Below are 18,328 nucleotides of genomic sequence, written 5' to 3' on the forward strand. Positions count from 1 at the left end.
TGAACAAGTTTTCGCAAACAATTAATTGTTTTCATCTTTAATCTTCTATAAATAACGGTATATAGTTGGTTCAGATATTTATAACATTTTTCGCCACTTTACAATTTTCTTCCACTACCTTCGAAAGAAATGTAACGAACGGATAGTATTGCTGTAATAATGTTTCATTCTCCAATACCACCTGTATTAAATTGTAATAATAATAAATTATCGTAATAATTTATTATTATTACAATTTAATAGTACCATGATATGTAAACGATTACAAAGCGTTTTCGAGTCCTTTTAATTTTTCAATATACTTACTATGCAAATACATCATGGACGCTATTTGTTTCCTCCTTTTGTTTTAAGTAGAAAAGGGCACTGACCGCTTCCACGTGCGGCCAAACGCTCTCACCCATCTAAAAAAGGCGGTTTCCCATTCTTCACAAAAAAAACTACCTCTTACAAGGTAGTTTCCTGCTGTTCTGGAACAAATAATTCCAAACAGTGATACATATTTTCAAACTCCATCGGTGCATCTCCGCCATATTCACCATCTAAATTAATCATTAATTTTTCTGTTGAATGTACTTTAATTCGATTTGCTTGTGTATATAGCACTTTCGGATTATTGATATGCTCGCCGCGCTGCGCTTGTGTCGCTGCTTTAATTAAGTCTGCAATCGATCCTTTTTTTAATATTAACAAATCAAATAAACCATCATTAATAGAAGCATACGGCGCTACTTTTTCAAAGCCACCGACTGATCGTGTATTTGTAATTAAAAACATTGTAATTTCTTCTCGTAATATTTTTCCATCATACTCAATTTCTACATATGTTGGATGTAAAGATGGTAACATTTCAATACCTTTTAAATAATAAGCAAGTTGTCCAAGTACTGTTTTTAATTTACTTGGTACTTCGTATGTTAATTCAGTTATGCGGCCACCGCCTGCAATATTAATAAAGTATGTATCATTTGCTCTTCCAAGATCAAGAGGTACCGTTTGACCAGCACAAATGATATCAACGGCTTCTTCAATTGTACGAGGTACACCAATCGCCCTAGCAAAGTCATTTGTTGTTCCAACTGGAATAATTCCGAATTTTGGACGATGGTCATTTCCAACTAACCCATTTACAACTTCATTTAATGTACCGTCGCCGCCTGCTGCGATAACAACATCAAACTTACGCTCTGCCGCTTGTCTCGCTGCCACAGTTGCATCTCCAGGACCTGTTGTCGCATGACATGATGTTTCATATCCTGCTTGTTCTAATTTTTGCAGTACTTCCGGTAAGTTTTTCTTAAACAACTCACGACCAGAAGTTGGATTATAAATAATTCTTGCTCGTTTCATATAATATTAGCACAGGAAAACCCTCATTCATCAAAAAAGGGAAAGGAATAGCCGCTAAGTATTTACTTAGCATTCCTATGCATACCCTCCTTCCATTTTTCACTCTCACGAAGCTATATAACTTCATTTTTCACATTAAGGTGCTATTTATTTCATATGATGAAAAAATTCTCTCTAAATTTAGATTTATCATTATTAGAAGCTTTTTGCAACTATCTTACCAAACTTAACATGACAGCATTTCCCTTATCTTTGTCAGTTAATCAAACGTTTGTTTAAACGAAATACCATTTAAACAAACGTTTGATTAACCCAGAAAAACACCCATTTATGGGTGTTTTTTCTGATTAATCTTTGCTGCTACTGTCTAACTTTGGTGGCTAGAACCATCCACCTCCGCTTTTCTTTATTATCGCTTGTTAATCTCTTCAAGTAAGATTTTATTAACAAGTGGCGGATTTGCTTGTCCTTTTGTAGCTTTCATAATTTGACCAACTAAGAAGCCAATTGCACGGTCTTTACCGTTTTTGAAATCTTCAATAGATTGTTCATTATTATCAAGAATTTCTGTTACGATTTTGCGAAGTGCTCCTTCGTCAGAAATTTGAACAAGACCTTTTGCTTTTACAATTTCTTCTGGGTCTCCACCGTTTTCAATTAATTCGTTAAATACTTTTTTCGCAATTTTAGACGAAATTGTACCTTTTTCAATTAATTGAATCATTTTAGATAAACCAGCTGGTGTTAGTGCTACGTCTTGTAATTCTTTTTGTTGTTTGTTTAAGTATGCTAATACTTCACCCATTAACCAGTTTGATGTTAATTTCGCGTCTGCACCGTCTACAACTGTTGCTTCGAAGAAATCAGACATCTCTTTCGTTAATGTTAATACGTGTGCATCATAAGCTGGTAAGCCAAGCTCTTCTACATAACGTACTTTACGAGCATCTGGAAGCTCAGGAATAGAAGCGCGAACGCGCTCTTTCCACTCATCGTCGATGTAAAGCTCTACTAAGTCTGGCTCTGGGAAGTAACGGTAATCGTCAGATCCTTCTTTCACACGCATTAAGATTGTTTTCTTTGTCGCTTCATCATAGCGGCGTGTTTCTTGTTGGATGATACCACCTGATAATAGCTCTTTTTCTTGACGCACTTGTTCAAATTCAAGACCTTTTTGTACGTAAGTGAAAGAGTTTAAGTTTTTCAATTCCGCTTTTGTACCGAATTTCTCTTGTCCAACTGGACGAAGGGAAATGTTCGCATCACAACGAAGGGAACCCTCTTCCATCTTACAATCAGATACGCCTGTATATTGAATGATAGACTTTAATTTTTCTAAGTATGCATATGCTTCTTCTGGCGTACGCATATCTGGCTCAGATACGATTTCGATTAACGGCATACCTTGACGGTTATAGTCTACTAATGAGTAGCCTTCGCTTGTATGCGTTGATTTACCTGCATCTTCTTCTAAATGAAGACGTGTAATACCGATACGTTTCTTTTTACCGTCTACTTCAATTTCAATCCAACCATTTTCCCCAATTGGTTTATCATATTGAGAAATTTGGTATGCTTTCGGGTTATCTGGATAGAAATAGTTTTTACGGTCAAATTTTGTTTCTGTTGCGATTTCACAGTTTAATGCCATTGCAGCTTTCATTGCAAAGTTAACTGCCTCTTTATTTAGAGTTGGAAGCACCCCAGGATATCCTAAGTCAATTACACTTGTTTGTGTATTTGGATCCGCTCCAAATTCTGTTGGACTCGCAGAGAAAATTTTCGAATTCGTTTTTAACTCAACGTGAACCTCTAAACCGATAATTGTTTCAAAATTCATCTATGCTCGCCTCCTTACAGACTTGCTTTTTTTGTATGATAATCTGTTGCTTGCTCGAACGCATGTGCAACGCGATAAATTGTTGCTTCATCGAAGTGTTTACCGATAATTTGTAGTCCAAGTGGCATGTTGTTTGCACCGAATCCACACGGAACAGAAATTGCCGGAACACCTGCTAAGTTTACTGGAATTGTTAAAATATCATTTGCATACATTGTCATTGGATCATCGACTTTTTCGCCCACTTTAAACGCTGGAGTTGGCGTTGTTGGTCCAATAATAACATCATAGTTTGCAAATACATTTTCAAAATCATTTTTAATTAATGTACGTACTTGTTGTGCTTTTTTGTAATATGCATCATAGTAACCAGAGCTAAGTGCAAATGTACCAAGCATAATACGACGTTTTACTTCGTCACCGAAGCCTTCGCTACGCGTATTCTTGTAAAGGTCCATTAAGTTATTCACATTATCAGAACGAACGCCGTAACGTACGCCATCAAAGCGTGAAAGGTTTGCAGACGCTTCAGAAGAAGAGATTAAGTAGTATGCTGCTAATGCGTATTTAGAGTGTGGAAGCGATACTTCTTCCCAAGTTGCGCCCATGCCTTCTAACACTTTTAACGCAGCTAGTACAGATTCACGAGCTTCTTCGCCAACACCTTCACCTAAATATTCTTTTGGCACAGCGATGCGTAAGCCTTTTACGTCACCAGTTAAACCAGCTAAGTAATTTCCAACTTCAATGTTTGCAGAAGTTGTATCCATACGGTCCACACCAGAAATCGCTTGTAGTAAGTATGCATTGTCTTCTACTGTACGCGTAATCGGTCCGATTTGGTCAAGAGAAGATGCAAACGCAACTAAACCATAGCGAGATACACGACCATATGTTGGTTTTAAACCAACAACACCGCAATATGCTGCTGGTTGACGGATGGAACCACCTGTATCAGAACCTAAAGAGAATAATACTTCTCCTGCTGCTACTGCTGCTGCAGAACCACCACTAGATCCACCTGGAACATAATCTAAATTCCATGGATTCTTTGTTGCATAAAAACCAGAGTTTTCGTTAGAAGAACCCATCGCAAACTCATCCATGTTTAATTTACCAATTGTAATTGTGTCAGCAGCGTTTAGCTTTTGCACAACTGTTGCATCATAAATTGGGTCAAAGTTTGCTAATATTTTGCTCGCACATGTTGTACGAAGACCTTTTGTTACGATGTTATCTTTCACGCCAATTGGCATACCAAATAGTAAACCGTTATCTTCAGCGCCTAACTTCGCATCTAATTCCTTCGCTTTCGCACGTGCATTTTCTTCATCTAATGTAAGAAAAGCTTTTACGTTATCTTCAACATCCGCAATACGTTTGTAAGATTCCTCTACTAAATCCGTAACGGAAATTTCTTTGCTGTTTAACTTCTTATGTAACTCTGATACAGAATGATCAAATAATGACATCGAAATTCCCCTCCTCTATTCTAAAACTGCTGGAACACGGATTTGATTCTCTTTGTGATCCGGTGCATTTTTTAATACTTCTTCAACTGGTAAACCTTTTTCAGGTACGTCTTCACGCATAATATTCTTCATATCTAATACGTGAGTTGTTGGTTTTACTTTTGTTGTATCTAATTCATTTAACTGCTCTGCAAATGTAACAATTGCATCGAGTTGTTTTTGAAATTTTTCTGCTTCTTGATCAGTAATTGCAAGACGCGCTAAATGGGCAACGTGCTTTACATTCTCAACGGAAATTCTTGACACGGCTAGGCCACCTCCATAATATATCGTACAATCTACAATACTATTGATGATACCAAATTTTCAGTAGTTCAAGCAAGTCAACACAGCGTACTTCACTCATTTTTGGACAAAAAAAGAAAGGCTTTCGCCTTCCCTGTCATTTTATTACTTTTCAATTGGTTCTTTCTTCGGAAGGTGTTCATTATCTTCCTCATTATCACGAATTGTTTTTTGCAGCACAAAACTAGACATTGTTAAAAATAATGTACCAATTAAATAATAGCCTTTTACACTAAGTGTTTCATCTAACGTATAAATACCAATTAGCATACCAGAAAGCGCACAAACGAAAGAAGTCCATGCTAAAAATGTGAACGCTTGAGTATTTCTCCTTCTCATTATTATCCCCCTTATCATTGCTCAACTCACTATTAGATAGTGCATTATTATCCATATTATGAAGGAATATGTAAAATAGCCTATCTTTTGTATTACTCTAGCATATATATAGTTCTTTATAAAGAATAAAATAGATTTAGTCTGAAAATTTAAAAACAATTGACATTTATTACAATTGAGCATAGAATGAAAAATATATTACGAACCTCGAAATATACGGGAGTGGAAATAATTGCTGCAATACGAACATTTTTTAGACTTACTGCTTGATAACGCCAAGAAGCTTTTCTATCCTGAAGAATGGGTAAGCCTTGATTTATCACTTTCAAAAACAGAAGTATTTTGCTTGCTTTGGATGGAGCGAAATACAGACATTACAATGAGTAAAATTGCGGAGCTTCTCGATATTCCAATGAGTACGACAACAGGTGTAGTCAACCGTCTCGTAAAAAAAGGATATATTGAGCGCTATCGAAGTGAAAGTGATCGTCGCATTGTATTGATTCGTTTAACGGAAGCTGGTCTAGAGCTTGTAGGAGAAGTAAAACAAAATGCTGCTTATTACTTTAGCCTTGTAACAGAAGCGCTATCAGAAGAAGAAAAGGCATTTTTACTACAGATCTTCCAAAAGATCATGAATCATATTGCTACATCACCACAAAAACCAGAAGAAAAGCTTACTTCAGCTAAGATTAAAAACATTCCGATTGAATAGACCCCTCTGCGGGTTTTTATTCAAAAATATATTTCGACTCTCGTAATATTCGACTATCGAAACAAAGGGGATATGAATGATGAGAATTATTTTGTACACAGGTAAAGGCGGCGTAGGAAAAACAAGTATTTCAGCAGCAACAGCAATGCAAAGTGCAAAACAAGGATTAAAAACGTTAGTCATGAGCACCGATCCTGCACATAGCTTAGGAGATTCCTTTGGTATGAAACTTTCATCAGAACCTCAAGAAATTTGTGAAAACCTATGGGCGCAAGAGATTAATACAATCTATGAAATGGAAAAGGGCTGGGGTAAACTGCAAAAATATATTACATTGCTATTTACATCAAAAGCAGCTGACGATATTACGACAGAGGAACTTACGATGTTCCCAGGTATGGAAGATTTAATTAGTTTATTGCGTGTATTAGATTACTATAAACAAAAAACATATGATGTCATCATTATTGATTGTGCTCCAACTGGCGAAACATTAGCAATGTTAAGCTTTCCTGATATGCTCGGCTGGTGGATGGAAAAACTATTTCCAATTAAACGTAAAGTATTAAAAGTTGTCCGTCCTGTTGCACAGCCACTTATCGGATTCCCCCTTCCTACCGACGATACTATGGAAGAATTAACAAATACGCTCGAACAACTCGGTGAAATGAGAGATATTTTATCCAACCGAGAGGTAACAAGCGTTCGCGTTGTTGTCAATCCGGAAAAAATGGTGATTAAAGAAGCACAGCGCAGCTTCACATATTTAAATTTATATGACTACAACGTTGATGCCATCATGATTAATCGCATCATTCCTGATACTGTAACAGATTCATATTTTCAAGCATGGAAAGATGCGCAAAAGAAATATAAAGCATTAATTCAAGATAGTTTTCAGCCGCTTCCTATTTACGAGGCACCTATGTTTGAACAAGAAGTAGTTGGCTTATCTATGTTAGAACGTGTCGGTGATGCTTTATTTAAACACGATCCTGATCCAACTGCGGTAAAGTTTAACGGCCGAACGCAGTATGTCACAAAAAACGGCGATGAATATATCTTTGTGCTATCCATCCCATTCTCTGATAAAAGTGAACTCTCTTTAAATCAAAAAGGTGACGAATTGATTATCCGTGCTGGTTCCGTAAAGCGAAACATTACATTACCAAAAACATTAACGCATTTATCCATTCAAGGTGCAAAATTTGAAGGTGATGTCCTCAACATTCGATTTGGAGGTGTCGTTCATGCGTGAAGACTTACTACGAAAAATGATTCGGACGAAAATTGAGGTTGGGTCGTATATGATAAACGAATTACCTGCCCCGCTTCAGCAGCGAGCAAAAGGGTTATTAAACATATTTCAGGAAGAACTCACTTCTTATATAAAGGAACAGAAGCAACCTGCGGAAACTTCTTTAAAACGTGTGACAATTGAATAATGATATAGGAAAAGACCAGGGAAAATCCTGGTCTCCTCCACTTAAATTTCTTAGTTTTAATCTCATGCAAAATTAAGACTTCCATTGTAGGGTAGATTTTTGAAAAAATACTGCATTAACGTCGCAATACACAATAATTATTTAATAGAACCAAATTGGACAGAGGAGGTTTTTCCATTGGGAGAATTGGTTATTTTATTTTTATTTGCTATTACATTACATAATTTAGAAGAAGCAGTATGGTTACCAGAGTGGTCAAATCACGCCTCAAAATTCCACAAACCTGTAGGGAAAAACGAATTTTATTTTGCAGTTATCGTTATTACTTCTTTAGCTTACCTTTCAACTTTTTATTATTTATTTTCTCCAAATTCAAGTCTGGCTAAATATATTCTTATTGGCTTCATTAGTTCAATGATTATCAACGTCATTTTTCCCCATTTACTCGCAAGTATCGTGTTAAAAAGATATGCACCAGGCCTTTTAACTGGCATGTTATTGAATATTCCTATTAATAGTTTCATTCTTTATCAATTTTTTAAAAACAACGAATTAACTTTTAGAGAGTTATTTTTATCCACACTTATAGTAGCAGGAGTATTAATAAGTTTAATCCCCATTCTATTCAAAATAGGAAAATCCATTTCTAAACCGTTTAATTAAAAACGAAAACAATTCAGTTTTAAATTTATGTAAATTTCTTCACCCTATAAAAGGAAAACTCTCTAAAGTAATGGAATAATTAAACGAATACAAAATTGAAAACGGGGGGCTGTAACAGAAATGAAAACTGCTCTTTTACTCGTAGATATCCAAAATGATTATTTTCCAGATGGAAAGATGGAACTACGCAACGCCGATGAAGCAAGCGAATATGCACAGCGCATACTACAACATTTCCGTGATACAAACCAGCCTATTTTTCATATTCAACATGTTTCCATGCAGGAAAATGCAACGTTTCTTCTTCCGAATACAGAAGGCGTACATATCCATGAAAGAGTTCGTCCTTTTCAACAGGAAACGGTCATATTGAAGCATTTTCCTAATAGTTTTCGAGAAACACCGCTATTAGAAAAATTACAAAATTTTCAAATTGAACACGTCGTTGTATGCGGCATGATGACCCATATGTGCATCGACGCTACAGTACGAGCTGCCTTTGATTTTGGTTTTACATGCACAGTGGTGCATGATGCGTGTGCAACGAAAGATTTAATCTTTAAAAACGTTTCAATTCCGGCTGTATACATTCACAATACCATTCTAGCTGCTTTAAACGGCGTATATGCTGAGGTAATCAGCGAGGCAGAATTTTTACAACGCGAACAATCCCTTCAGACTTAATCAAAGAAATTGTTTCTATTTTTCTTAAAGTATATATAAAAAAACACCGCTTTCAGCGAGCAAACTGAAAGCGGTGTCTTCTTGTCTAATCATAGATTTTCCTTCAAATTGTATTATACAGGAAACTTATAAAATTTATACAGAGAAATATGACGAACGGGTAAAACTTTCTAGTTATTTTGTTTGTTTTTATTTAAAATTAAGCGTAACAATCCAAAATAAGGATGTGTAACTCATGAAATTTTCAATTCAACGCAATCCACTGCTGTCTCTACTCATTATTGCATTATGTCCCATACCTTTTATTCTCTTTTTTGCAAAAGAAGCTGATACAGGCTCCATTATAGGTGGAATCATTATGCTGCTCATTATACTTATGCTTCTATGGGCACTATTTCATTCTTATCACGAGATTACACATACACATTTCATTGCTGTATTTGGTTTCTTTAAAATTATGATTCCGCTCCATGAAATAACGAGCATCAGATACACTTACAACTTACTTTCTGCACCTGCCTGGACGTTTAAGCGCGTAGAAATTACTTATAGCAACTATGATATAGCTCTTATATCGCTGCCAAAAGACCCCGATTTATTTATGAAAACAATGCAAGAGAAATGTCCACTTCTAAATAAAAATAGGAACTAACCTAGGAGGTTAGTTCCTTTCTGCGCGCATGTCGAATACTGCCGAACGGTCTTTATCTTGTGTCGAAGCGCTGATATATCCGAAAAAGCGCCGATAAACGAGGCATTTTCGCCGATATATTTGAAAAAGCGCTGATATCAGTTCATTTACCTATACGAATTCCAGTTGAATACAGTCAATTCTAACGCGCCGAGCAAAAAAAGACCTACACTCACTCTCTGACCGATTCTGATCTTTCAACACATAAATCGCTGCTATGCAGAATACAATGCGCTCGCTACTGGCCTGCTCCTTTTGTTTAAAACTTAGCATGTGGCAGGAAAAGGCATTGACCGCTACTATGCATGATGGCCAGACGCTTTCTCCCTCCCATAAAAAAGGTAACTACTCAGCCATACATTTCATTTTTCTTTTTCCAGCATATAAATTGATGCCATGCAGATCAAAATGGCAATGCAGATTGTTGCCCTTCTTTATTTGAAAACGCTTGGCGTGGCAGAAACAGGCACTGACCGCTACTATGCGCGGCCAGACGCTCTCTCCCTCCCATAAAAAGAAAAGGGTTTTTTATATCCTTTTGTATATAAAATAATTAAAGACCTTCTCGCTAGCGAGAAGGTCTTTCCTATACTTCTTATAGGGTTTCAGAAGTAGTTTTTGCTTGCATGTGAAGTGCTAAGTAGTCAGGGCCACCAGCTTTAGAGTCTGTACCAGACATGTTAAAGCCACCGAATGGTTGGTAACCTACGATTGCACCAGTACATCCACGGTTAAAGTATAAGTTACCAACGTGGAAGTCTTCACGTGCTTTTTCAATATGTTCACGGTTATTCGTAACAACTGCTCCTGTTAAACCGTATTCTGTATTGTTTGCAATTGCAAGTGCATGATCAAAGTCTTTTGCTTTGCAGAATGCTACAACTGGTCCGAAGATTTCTTCTTTCATAAGACGAGCATCTTCTGCAACGTCAGCAATGATTGTTGGTTTAATGAACCAACCTTGAGAATCATCACCTTCACCGCCCGCTACAAGTTTACCTTCTTCTTTACCAATCGCAACGTAGCTCATTACTTTATCAAATGCAGCTTGGTCGTTAACAGGTCCCATGTTTATGCCTTTTTCAGCTGGGTTTCCTACTGTTAATTCATTTGTTAATTCAATTGCACGGTTTAATACGTGATCGTATACATCTTCATGGATTACTGCGCGAGAACATGCAGAACATTTTTGTCCTGAGAATCCAAATGCAGATGCAACGATAGATTTTGCTGCTAATTCAAGATCTGCTTCTTTATCAACAACAATTGTATCTTTACCGCCCATTTCAGCGATAACGCGTTTTAACCAAATTTGTCCTGGATTTACTTTTGCTGCGCGTTCGTAAATACGAATACCAACATCGCGTGATCCAGTGAAGCTGATGAAGCGTGTACGAGGATGATCTACTAAGTAGTCACCAACTTCAGAACCGTTACCAGGAATGAAGTTTACTACGCCTGCTGGTAAGCCAGCTTCTTCTAATACTTCCATAAACTTCGCCGCTACTACAGGTGTTGTACTAGCTGGTTTTAATAATACAGTGTTACCAGACACTAATGCAGCTGTTGTCATACCAGCCATAATAGCGAATGGGAAGTTCCAAGGAGAAATAATAACACCTACTCCTAATGGAATGTAAGAAAAACGATTATATTCAATTGGACGGCTTTCTACCGGAATGCCATCTTTTAATTTCAACATTTGACGACCATAGTACTCCATGAAGTCAATTGCTTCTGCTGTATCAGCATCTGCCTCATTCCATGGCTTACCTGCTTCTTTTACAAGAATTGCGGAAAACTCATGTTTTCTGCGGCGAACGATTGCAGCTGCGCGGAATAAAATGTCTGCGCGCATTTCTGGTTTCGTTTTTCTCCAAGTTTGGAATGTTTCATCCGCTACTTGCATTGCTTTCTCTGCTAATTCACGACTTGCTTTTGAAACGCGGCCAACGACTTCTTCTTTATTTGCAGGATTTACAGAAACGATTTTATCGTCTGTAGTGATCTTTTCTCCCCCAATAATTAATGGATAGTCTTGTCCAAGATAAGATTCTACTTTCTTTAAACCTTCTTCAAATGCAACTTTATTTGCCTCTACTGTAAAATCTGTAAATGGCTCATGTTTGTATGCTACTACCATTATTTTAGCCTCCCCTTAGAAAAAAACGTTTACATTAAATACAATATTATTCTACACGATAATTTCGATTTGTTCAAATATTCTTAGACTTATATTTTTAAAATTAAAAAATTTTTTAAATATAATAAATAAAAAAACAACATGATGCATATGCATCATGTTATGAAATATGGATATATTCCCAAAAATTCTTTCCAATTAATAAAATTGTTACTGCCAAAAATAAAATACGCACATATCCTACACCCTTTTCAACAGCAAATCTCGAACCGAAATATGCACCTGCAACCATAGATACACCCATAATTAAGCCATATTTAAATTGAATTGCACCTAAAAATAAAAATGTAATCAACGATACAATATTGCTAACAAAATTTAAAATTCGACCTGCGGCAGCCGCGCGGATAAAATCCAAACCAATTAATAAAAATGCAAAAATTAAAAATGAACCTGTGCCTGGTCCAAAAAAACCATCATAAAATCCAATAATCAAAATGACTAGATAAAATAAAAATGTTTTTCCCTTCGTCATTTTTTTATAAGTAGATACACTACCCCAATCTTTTTTTACAATAATATAAATAGCAATTAATACGAGTAAAACTAATACAAGAGGACGCATCACATCCGGTGGAATGAACTTTACAACAAATGCACCTGCAACTGCCCCAACGATTGTGAATGGAATGAGTTTCCCTACAATGCGAAAATCTACTTTTTTAGAACGAATAAAATACATTGTACTCGTAAATGAACCCATTGTTGCCGCCAACTTATTTGTTGCGATTGCTGAAGCTGGCGGTAAACCTATAAACATAAGTGCCGGAAGCGAAATTAAGCCGCCTCCTCCAACAATAGAATCAATAAATGATGCTAAAAAACCAAAAGCAATAAGTAGTATAATGACCTGCAAACTTAAATCTTCCATCTGTACTTTCCCTCGATCCCCTTTTTATATAACAACATTAAAAATTATAACAAAATTTTCACTATACAAATAATAAAAACACCTTTCTTTTAGGTGGGCGAGAGCGACTGGCCATGTATAGAAGCGGTTAGGGCCTATTTTCTGCCACATGCCATGTTTAAAAAGCGAGCGCAAATCACGTTATGTTTTACATAGCAGTGCCTTATATACAATGGATTTATAGACAAAAAGCCGTTCCTCATAAAAGGAACGACTTTTCTTAATCTAACACTTGAACAAATGGCTTATCTTGTTTCACGTCGCGAATAATAATTGCTTCTGGACGGTCTACAGATTTAATTGTAACTTGTACTTTAATATAATTAGGGAAATCCATAACAGCCCCGGTTACGTATTGTGTAAATCCAATGACCTCTGCCTTTCCACTAAACTGAACTGGAATTTCAAGCTTCAATTCTTTTAATTGACCGTCTTTATAAAATCCTCTGCCTACAACTGCAGTATAATCACCTGTAAAATACTCCGCTATTTTCGCATTGAAGTTCTTTACATTTGTTGCATCGTCACGATAATTCGTTTCTGCGTCATTAGAAGGGAATAAATAATACTTTTCGTCTAACGCTTTCCAATCTTCTACTTTATCGCTGCCTTTATCAACTTTTGAATACGATAAGAAAGAACCTGGTACAAGTGAAGATTTCGATTCCTGCTTGTAGATTGCAAAAGTAATTGGAACATTTTTCAATTCATCTTTCTTGCGTAGAAGTGGCAGGATTTCTTGCGCCATTTTTTTCCCTTCTTCTAGCAATGTTTTATCATCAATTTTTTGTTCACGCGGATAGCCGTGTTGTTCTGTAAAATAATGAACGGAATTCATCGCAAGACCAATAACAATTCCGCCTAATTCTGCTTGATTCTCATCTTTTATTTTCAAGTAATCTTGTTCTAAAATTTGCGATAAATACATTGGACTCTTTTGATTTCTTGCTTCTAGTGTTTCCGGTTCTCCTGGTGGTAGTTCTGGATTTAAACCATTCGGTAACCTCTTCTTCAACACTTTTTCTAAATTATTTTGCTGCTCAGGTGTACGTTTTCTCTCAATCAATGCTTGTATCGTATCTTTATCTAAATACTTTCCACCTTGAAATATATAATCTTTCGTACTATATGATTCTTGCGCAATGCGCATTAATCCTGTTTCAAATTCATCAACATCTAAACGGCTATTTAGTCCTTTCACAGCTAACCCTCGTGCCGATCCTTTTTCAAATGGAACTGCCGTTTTATAATAATCATCAGAAATCGAGTATTTCGAAATAATTGATTTATCTTTCGAATTCCCTTTTTCTACAATTTTTTGTTCTTTTTTTGGCCCTATACTACATCCACTAAGAAGTAATCCAAGGCTTAACGCTGCTAATATCACTTTTTTCATGGTAACTTTGCACCTCTTAATTATTGAGCTCTTGTAAGAACCTCGCTTCATCCCAAATCTCAACGTTATGTTTTTGTGCTTGCGCTAACTTAGAACCAGCAGCTTCTCCTGCAACGACTAAGTCTGTACTTTTACTTACACTGCCTGTGACTTTCCCGCCAAGCGCCTCAATTTTCTTTTTCGCTTCACTTCGGCCCATCACTTCTAGCTTTCCTGTTAACACAACCGTTTTTCCTGCAAAATAAGACTCGATGTTTTCTAAATCTGCTCGTTTTATCCCTTTATAAGTCATGTTTACACCATATGACTTAAATTGTTGTAATAGTTCTTGTACATCTTCATTATCAAAATACGTAACGATCGATTGCGTCATTTTTTCGCCAATCTCATTAATAGTTGTCAGCTCTTCTTCTGTAGCGTTCACGATGTGATCCATCGTTTCATAATGTTCCGCTAACGTACGAGCGGCCTTTGCTCCAACGTGACGAATACCAAGACCGAACAATAAACGCTCTAATGAATTATCTTTGGAAGCTTCAATCGCTTGTACTAAATTTGAAGCAGATTTTTCTCCAAAACGTTCTAGTTGTAATAACTGTTCTTTCGTTAATGTATAAAGATCTGCAAATGTACGAATATAATCTGCATCAAACAACTGCGTAATTACCCGTTCGCCTAATCCGTCAATATTCATCGCATTACGTGATACAAAGTGAATTAATCCTTCTCGAATTTGTGCAGGACATGCTGGATTAATACAACGAAGCGCAACCTCTTCTTCTAAACGTACAAGTTCACTCTCACATGCTGGGCAATGCGTTGGCATATAAAATTCTTCTTCTTCACCTGTACGGCGGTCTACAATCACATTTACAACTTCAGGAATGATGTCTCCCGCTTTCTTTACAACAACATAATCACCGATGCGAATATCCTTTTCACGAATTAAATCTTCGTTGTGTAAGGAAGCACGGCGGACAATCGTTCCTGCCACGCGTACTGGTTCTAACTCAGCAGTTGGGGTTACAACACCTGTACGTCCAACGCTTAGTTCAATACCCGTCAGTTTTGTAACAACTTCTTCAGCTGGGAATTTATATGCAATGGCCCATCTTGGACTTTTTGCTGTTGTTCCTAAGCTTTCTTGAATTGATACATCGTCTACTTTAATAACAATACCATCAATTTCGTAATCAAGATGCGGACGTTTTTCTTGCCACTCTTGCACGTAATCAATGACTTCATCAATTGTTTCGCAAACTCGGCGATTCGGGTTTGTTTTAAATCCAAGCTCTCCTAAAAGGTTTAACGATTCACTATGCGATGCGATCGTCTTTCCTTCTAAATCAGTAAGCCCATATACAAATAAAGATAAATTACGCTTCGCTGCAATTTTTGGATCTAATTGACGCAATGAACCCGCAGCTGCATTTCGTGGATTCGCAAAGACTGCTTCTCCGTTCTGCTCTTTTTCTTCATTTAATTTCACAAATGAACGTTTCGGCATGTACGCTTCTCCGCGCGCTTCTAGCGTCATTTCTTCTGTTAAACGCAGAGGAATCGCTTTAATCGTTTTTAAATTTTGCGTAATATCCTCACCCGTTGCACCATCACCACGAGTTGCTCCTTGAATGAAGCGTCCTTTTTCATAATGAAGGGAAACCGCCAGTCCGTCAATTTTTAATTCACACACATATCTTACATTTTGATCGTCAATTCCTTGACGTACCTTGCGATCAAAATCACGTAAATCACCTTCATTAAAAGCATTCCCTAAACTTAACATCGGGGATTTATGTGTTACTTTCTCAAAAATATCAAGAATCTCTCCGCCAACACGAACGGTTGGCGAGTCTTCTGTAAAAAATTCCGGATGTTCTGTTTCTAATTTAATTAACTCTTGCATATGACGATCATACTCTGCATCTGATACAGATGGCTGATCTAGCACGTGATACTCATAATTAAGTTTATTTAAAATGTCACGAAGCTCTTCAATACGCTTTTGTGCTGCTTCTTTCGACATGACCTCATTCCTTTCTTACACTTTCGTCACTGGCGCAAATTTAGCCATTAATCGTTTAATGCCAATTGGACTTGGGAACGCGATGTCTAATTCTTTCCCATCGCCTTCACCTTTCACACTCACAACAGTGCCAATCCCCCATTTTTGATGGGATGCTTTATCGCCAACTGACCAGCCAATTTGCTCACCGCCTGTTGTTTTCGTAGCTGGACGAATAACCGCTGAACGGGCACGAACTGTTGTTGGCGTTGTAGGCTTAGATTTTGCACTAAAAGTTTCGCGCTTTGGTTTTACTTCATGAAGTATTTCAATAAGCTCCTCAGGAATTTCCGAGATGAAGCGTGATTCTTTATTCATGCTCGTTCTACCAAATATCGTTCGCATTTGAGCATTCGTTACGTACAGCTCTTCTTCGGCACGAGTGATCCCTACATAGGCTAAACGACGTTCTTCTTGCATTTCATCCTCTTCCATTAAAGAACGAGTATGCGGGAAAATCCCTTCTTCTAATCCTAAAATGAAAACAACAGGGAATTCTAATCCTTTTGCAGAGTGCATCGTCATTAAAATGACTTCTTCACCAGCAGTTGGATCTTCATCCACACGATCAATGTCAGCAACAAGTGCTAAATCGGTTAAGAACGCAACAAGACTCTTGTCTTCACTTTGTGATTCAAACGTTTGTGTAACAGATAAAAATTCATCTAAGTTTTCTAAACGCCCCTCTGATTCTAACGTACGTTCATTTTTCAGCGCATCACGGTAACCTGTTTTTTCTAACACTTCTTCTACAAGTTCTGTTACCGATAAATATTCTTGCATGTTTACCCAATTATGAAGCTGCTTTGCAAATTCTGCTACTGTCTTTGCAATTTTTGCACTTACACCGACATGCTCAATTTCATCTAATACAGCTGTTAATGAAAGACCATTTTGCACACCATAATTAATAATTTTATCAATAGATGTTGCTCCGACACCACGTTTTGGCACATTAATAATACGTGCAAAGCTAATTTCATCGTCCGGGTTTGCAATTAAACGCAAATACGCCAACATATCTTTAATCTCTTTGCGGTCATAGAACTTAATACCGCCAACGATTTTGTATGGAATATTTGATTTCAAGAAAATCTCCTCGACCATACGGGACTGGGCATTCGTACGATATAGTACTGCAAAATCTGTATACTTTCGATTTCCCATTTGAATTTCATCACGAATCTTTTTCGCAATAAAAAATGCTTCATCTTTTTCAGTTGCAGCGCGGTAATAAGAAATTTTACTTCCCACTTGATTATCCGTCCATAACTTCTTCGGTTTACGATTTGCATTATTTTCAATAACCGCATTCGCCGCATGTAAAATATTTTTTGATGAACGGTAGTTTTGTTCTAATAAAATAACCTGTGCATTGTCATAATCCTTTTCAAATGACAAGATATTTGAAATATCCGCTCCGCGCCAACGATAAATCGATTGATCCGAGTCACCAACTACACAAAGATTTTTAAAACGTGCTGCTAATTGATTAACAAGAATGTACTGAGCACGGTTCGTATCTTGATACTCATCAACATGAATATATTGGAATTTACGCTGATAAAACTCAAGCACTTCTGGCACACGTTCAAATAATTGAATAGTCGTCATAATTAAATCATCAAAATCAAGTGCATTATTTTTAAGAAGACGCTTTTGGTATTCTGTATATACATCGCTCGTCAGCTTTTCATATGGATCTGCAATTGTAATTTTTTTCGCATATTTTTCTGGAGATAACAATTCATTTTTCGCATTGCTAATTCCCGCAAGAATAGAACGCGGTTCAAATTTCTTCGGATCAATGTTGCGCTCTTTCATAATTTTTTTCACAACTGTTAATTGATCACTTGCATCTAAAATCGTAAAGTTACGATTAATACCAATGCGATCAATATCTCGTCGTAAAATACGCACACACATAGAGTGGAAGGTTGAAATCCAAATATCCTCTGCTTCAGGACCAACAAGTTTATCAATACGCTCACGCATTTCACGCGCCGCTTTATTTGTAAACGTAATCGCAAGTATATTCCACGGTGCAACACCTTTTTCGCCAAGTAAATAAGCAATGCGGTGCGTTAACACACGCGTCTTACCACTACCTGCTCCCGCCATAAGTAACAATGGACCAGACGTTGCTTGTACAGCTTTTTGTTGCTGCGGATTTAATCCTGTTAATAATTTTTCTGTTTTACTCATGTATT

The 18,328-nt window shown here is 36.9% G+C and carries 16 protein-coding genes; 6 read left to right on the forward strand and 10 right to left on the reverse strand.

Annotation, left to right across the window (positions count from 1 at the left end):
• Positions 1–447 precede the first annotated feature (447 nt).
• The 5 genes from BR72_RS23545 to BR72_RS23565 form a co-directional block, all read right to left on the reverse strand.
• Positions 448–1,350: a diacylglycerol kinase gene (locus BR72_RS23545; RefSeq protein ID WP_035437751.1), complete on the reverse strand. Its 903-nt coding sequence runs from the start codon at positions 1,348–1,350 to the stop codon at positions 448–450.
• Between the two features lie 409 nt (positions 1,351–1,759).
• Positions 1,760–3,190: an Asp-tRNA(Asn)/Glu-tRNA(Gln) amidotransferase subunit GatB gene (gene gatB / locus BR72_RS23550; RefSeq protein WP_035437752.1), complete on the reverse strand. Its 1,431-nt coding sequence runs from the start codon at positions 3,188–3,190 to the stop codon at positions 1,760–1,762.
• 14 nt (positions 3,191–3,204) lie between these two features.
• Positions 3,205–4,662: an Asp-tRNA(Asn)/Glu-tRNA(Gln) amidotransferase subunit GatA gene (gatA, locus tag BR72_RS23555; RefSeq protein WP_035437753.1), complete on the reverse strand. Its 1,458-nt coding sequence runs from the start codon at positions 4,660–4,662 to the stop codon at positions 3,205–3,207.
• A gap of 15 nt (positions 4,663–4,677) precedes the next feature.
• Positions 4,678–4,968, reverse strand: coding sequence for an Asp-tRNA(Asn)/Glu-tRNA(Gln) amidotransferase subunit GatC (gatC, locus tag BR72_RS23560; protein WP_035437754.1), 291 nt, complete (start codon positions 4,966–4,968; stop codon positions 4,678–4,680).
• 144 nt (positions 4,969–5,112) lie between these two features.
• Positions 5,113–5,346, reverse strand: coding sequence for a YiaA/YiaB family inner membrane protein (locus BR72_RS23565; protein ID WP_035437755.1), 234 nt, complete (start codon positions 5,344–5,346; stop codon positions 5,113–5,115).
• Positions 5,347–5,578: 232 nt separating this feature from the next.
• On the opposite strand from BR72_RS23565, the gene BR72_RS23570 reads away from it, so the two are divergent.
• From BR72_RS23570 to BR72_RS23595, 6 genes are all read left to right on the forward strand, one after another.
• The gene (locus tag BR72_RS23570; RefSeq protein ID WP_035437756.1) at positions 5,579–6,061 is read left to right on the forward strand and encodes a MarR family winged helix-turn-helix transcriptional regulator; all 483 of its coding nucleotides are present in this window, start codon (positions 5,579–5,581) and stop codon (positions 6,059–6,061) included.
• A 76-nt stretch (positions 6,062–6,137) separates the two neighbouring features.
• Entirely contained in the window at positions 6,138–7,319 is a 1,182-nt protein-coding gene (locus BR72_RS23575) for an ArsA family ATPase (protein WP_090998615.1), read from the forward strand.
• Positions 7,312–7,506: a DUF3926 domain-containing protein gene (locus tag BR72_RS23580; RefSeq protein WP_035437758.1), complete on the forward strand. Its 195-nt coding sequence runs from the start codon at positions 7,312–7,314 to the stop codon at positions 7,504–7,506. The genes BR72_RS23575 and BR72_RS23580 overlap by 8 nt, the downstream gene beginning before the upstream one ends.
• A 177-nt stretch (positions 7,507–7,683) precedes the next feature.
• Positions 7,684–8,169 carry an HXXEE domain-containing protein gene (locus BR72_RS23585; protein ID WP_035437759.1) on the forward strand — a complete coding sequence of 162 codons (486 nt, stop codon included), beginning with the start codon at positions 7,684–7,686 and terminating at the stop codon, positions 8,167–8,169.
• A gap of 120 nt (positions 8,170–8,289) precedes the next feature.
• Entirely contained in the window at positions 8,290–8,853 is a 564-nt protein-coding gene (locus BR72_RS23590) for a cysteine hydrolase family protein (protein ID WP_035437760.1), read from the forward strand.
• A 235-nt stretch (positions 8,854–9,088) separates the two neighbouring features.
• Positions 9,089–9,505, forward strand: a complete 417-nt coding sequence (locus tag BR72_RS23595) for a PH domain-containing protein (RefSeq protein ID WP_035437761.1) — start codon at positions 9,089–9,091, stop codon at positions 9,503–9,505.
• Between the two features lie 634 nt (positions 9,506–10,139).
• Here BR72_RS23595 and pruA read toward each other — a convergent pair.
• The 5 genes from pruA to pcrA form a co-directional block, all read right to left on the reverse strand.
• Complete coding sequence (pruA, locus tag BR72_RS23600) at positions 10,140–11,687, reverse strand: L-glutamate gamma-semialdehyde dehydrogenase (protein ID WP_035437762.1); 1,548 nt, start codon at positions 11,685–11,687, stop codon at positions 10,140–10,142.
• Positions 11,688–11,847: 160 nt separating this feature from the next.
• Positions 11,848–12,618, reverse strand: a complete 771-nt coding sequence (locus BR72_RS23605; RefSeq protein ID WP_035437763.1) for a TSUP family transporter — start codon at positions 12,616–12,618, stop codon at positions 11,848–11,850.
• Positions 12,619–12,877: 259 nt separating this feature from the next.
• Positions 12,878–14,053: a CamS family sex pheromone protein gene (locus tag BR72_RS23610; RefSeq protein WP_035437764.1), complete on the reverse strand. Its 1,176-nt coding sequence runs from the start codon at positions 14,051–14,053 to the stop codon at positions 12,878–12,880.
• A 16-nt stretch (positions 14,054–14,069) separates the two neighbouring features.
• Positions 14,070–16,079, reverse strand: a complete 2,010-nt coding sequence (gene ligA, locus BR72_RS23615; protein WP_035437765.1) for an NAD-dependent DNA ligase LigA — start codon at positions 16,077–16,079, stop codon at positions 14,070–14,072.
• Positions 16,080–16,094: 15 nt separating this feature from the next.
• Positions 16,095–18,323 carry a DNA helicase PcrA gene (gene pcrA, locus BR72_RS23620; RefSeq protein WP_035437766.1) on the reverse strand — a complete coding sequence of 743 codons (2,229 nt, stop codon included), beginning with the start codon at positions 18,321–18,323 and terminating at the stop codon, positions 16,095–16,097.
• Positions 18,324–18,328 lie beyond the last annotated feature (5 nt).

Origin of the sequence: Bacillus sp. UNC322MFChir4.1 (assembly GCF_000746135.1) — a bacterium.
Classification (GTDB): Bacteria; Bacillota; Bacilli; order Bacillales; family Bacillaceae_G; genus Bacillus_A.

Coding starts and splice junctions, on each gene's coding strand:
- BR72_RS23605 (WP_035437763.1), bottom strand. CDS start 12,618: ATGGAAGATTTAAGTTTGCAGGTCATTATACTACTTATTGCTTTTGGT.
- BR72_RS23575 (WP_090998615.1), top strand. CDS start 6,138: ATGATGAGAATTATTTTGTACACAGGTAAAGGCGGCGTAGGAAAAACA.
- BR72_RS23595 (WP_035437761.1), top strand. CDS start 9,089: ATGAAATTTTCAATTCAACGCAATCCACTGCTGTCTCTACTCATTATT.
- gatA (WP_035437753.1), bottom strand. CDS start 4,662: ATGTCATTATTTGATCATTCTGTATCAGAGTTACATAAGAAGTTAAAC.
- ligA (WP_035437765.1), bottom strand. CDS start 16,079: ATGTCGAAAGAAGCAGCACAAAAGCGTATTGAAGAGCTTCGTGACATT.
- gatB (WP_035437752.1), bottom strand. CDS start 3,190: ATGAATTTTGAAACAATTATCGGTTTAGAGGTTCACGTTGAGTTAAAA.
- pcrA (WP_035437766.1), bottom strand. CDS start 18,323: ATGAGTAAAACAGAAAAATTATTAACAGGATTAAATCCGCAGCAACAA.
- BR72_RS23565 (WP_035437755.1), bottom strand. CDS start 5,346: ATGAGAAGGAGAAATACTCAAGCGTTCACATTTTTAGCATGGACTTCT.
- BR72_RS23590 (WP_035437760.1), top strand. CDS start 8,290: ATGAAAACTGCTCTTTTACTCGTAGATATCCAAAATGATTATTTTCCA.
- BR72_RS23610 (WP_035437764.1), bottom strand. CDS start 14,053: ATGAAAAAAGTGATATTAGCAGCGTTAAGCCTTGGATTACTTCTTAGT.
- pruA (WP_035437762.1), bottom strand. CDS start 11,687: ATGGTAGTAGCATACAAACATGAGCCATTTACAGATTTTACAGTAGAG.
- BR72_RS23580 (WP_035437758.1), top strand. CDS start 7,312: ATGCGTGAAGACTTACTACGAAAAATGATTCGGACGAAAATTGAGGTT.
- BR72_RS23545 (WP_035437751.1), bottom strand. CDS start 1,350: ATGAAACGAGCAAGAATTATTTATAATCCAACTTCTGGTCGTGAGTTG.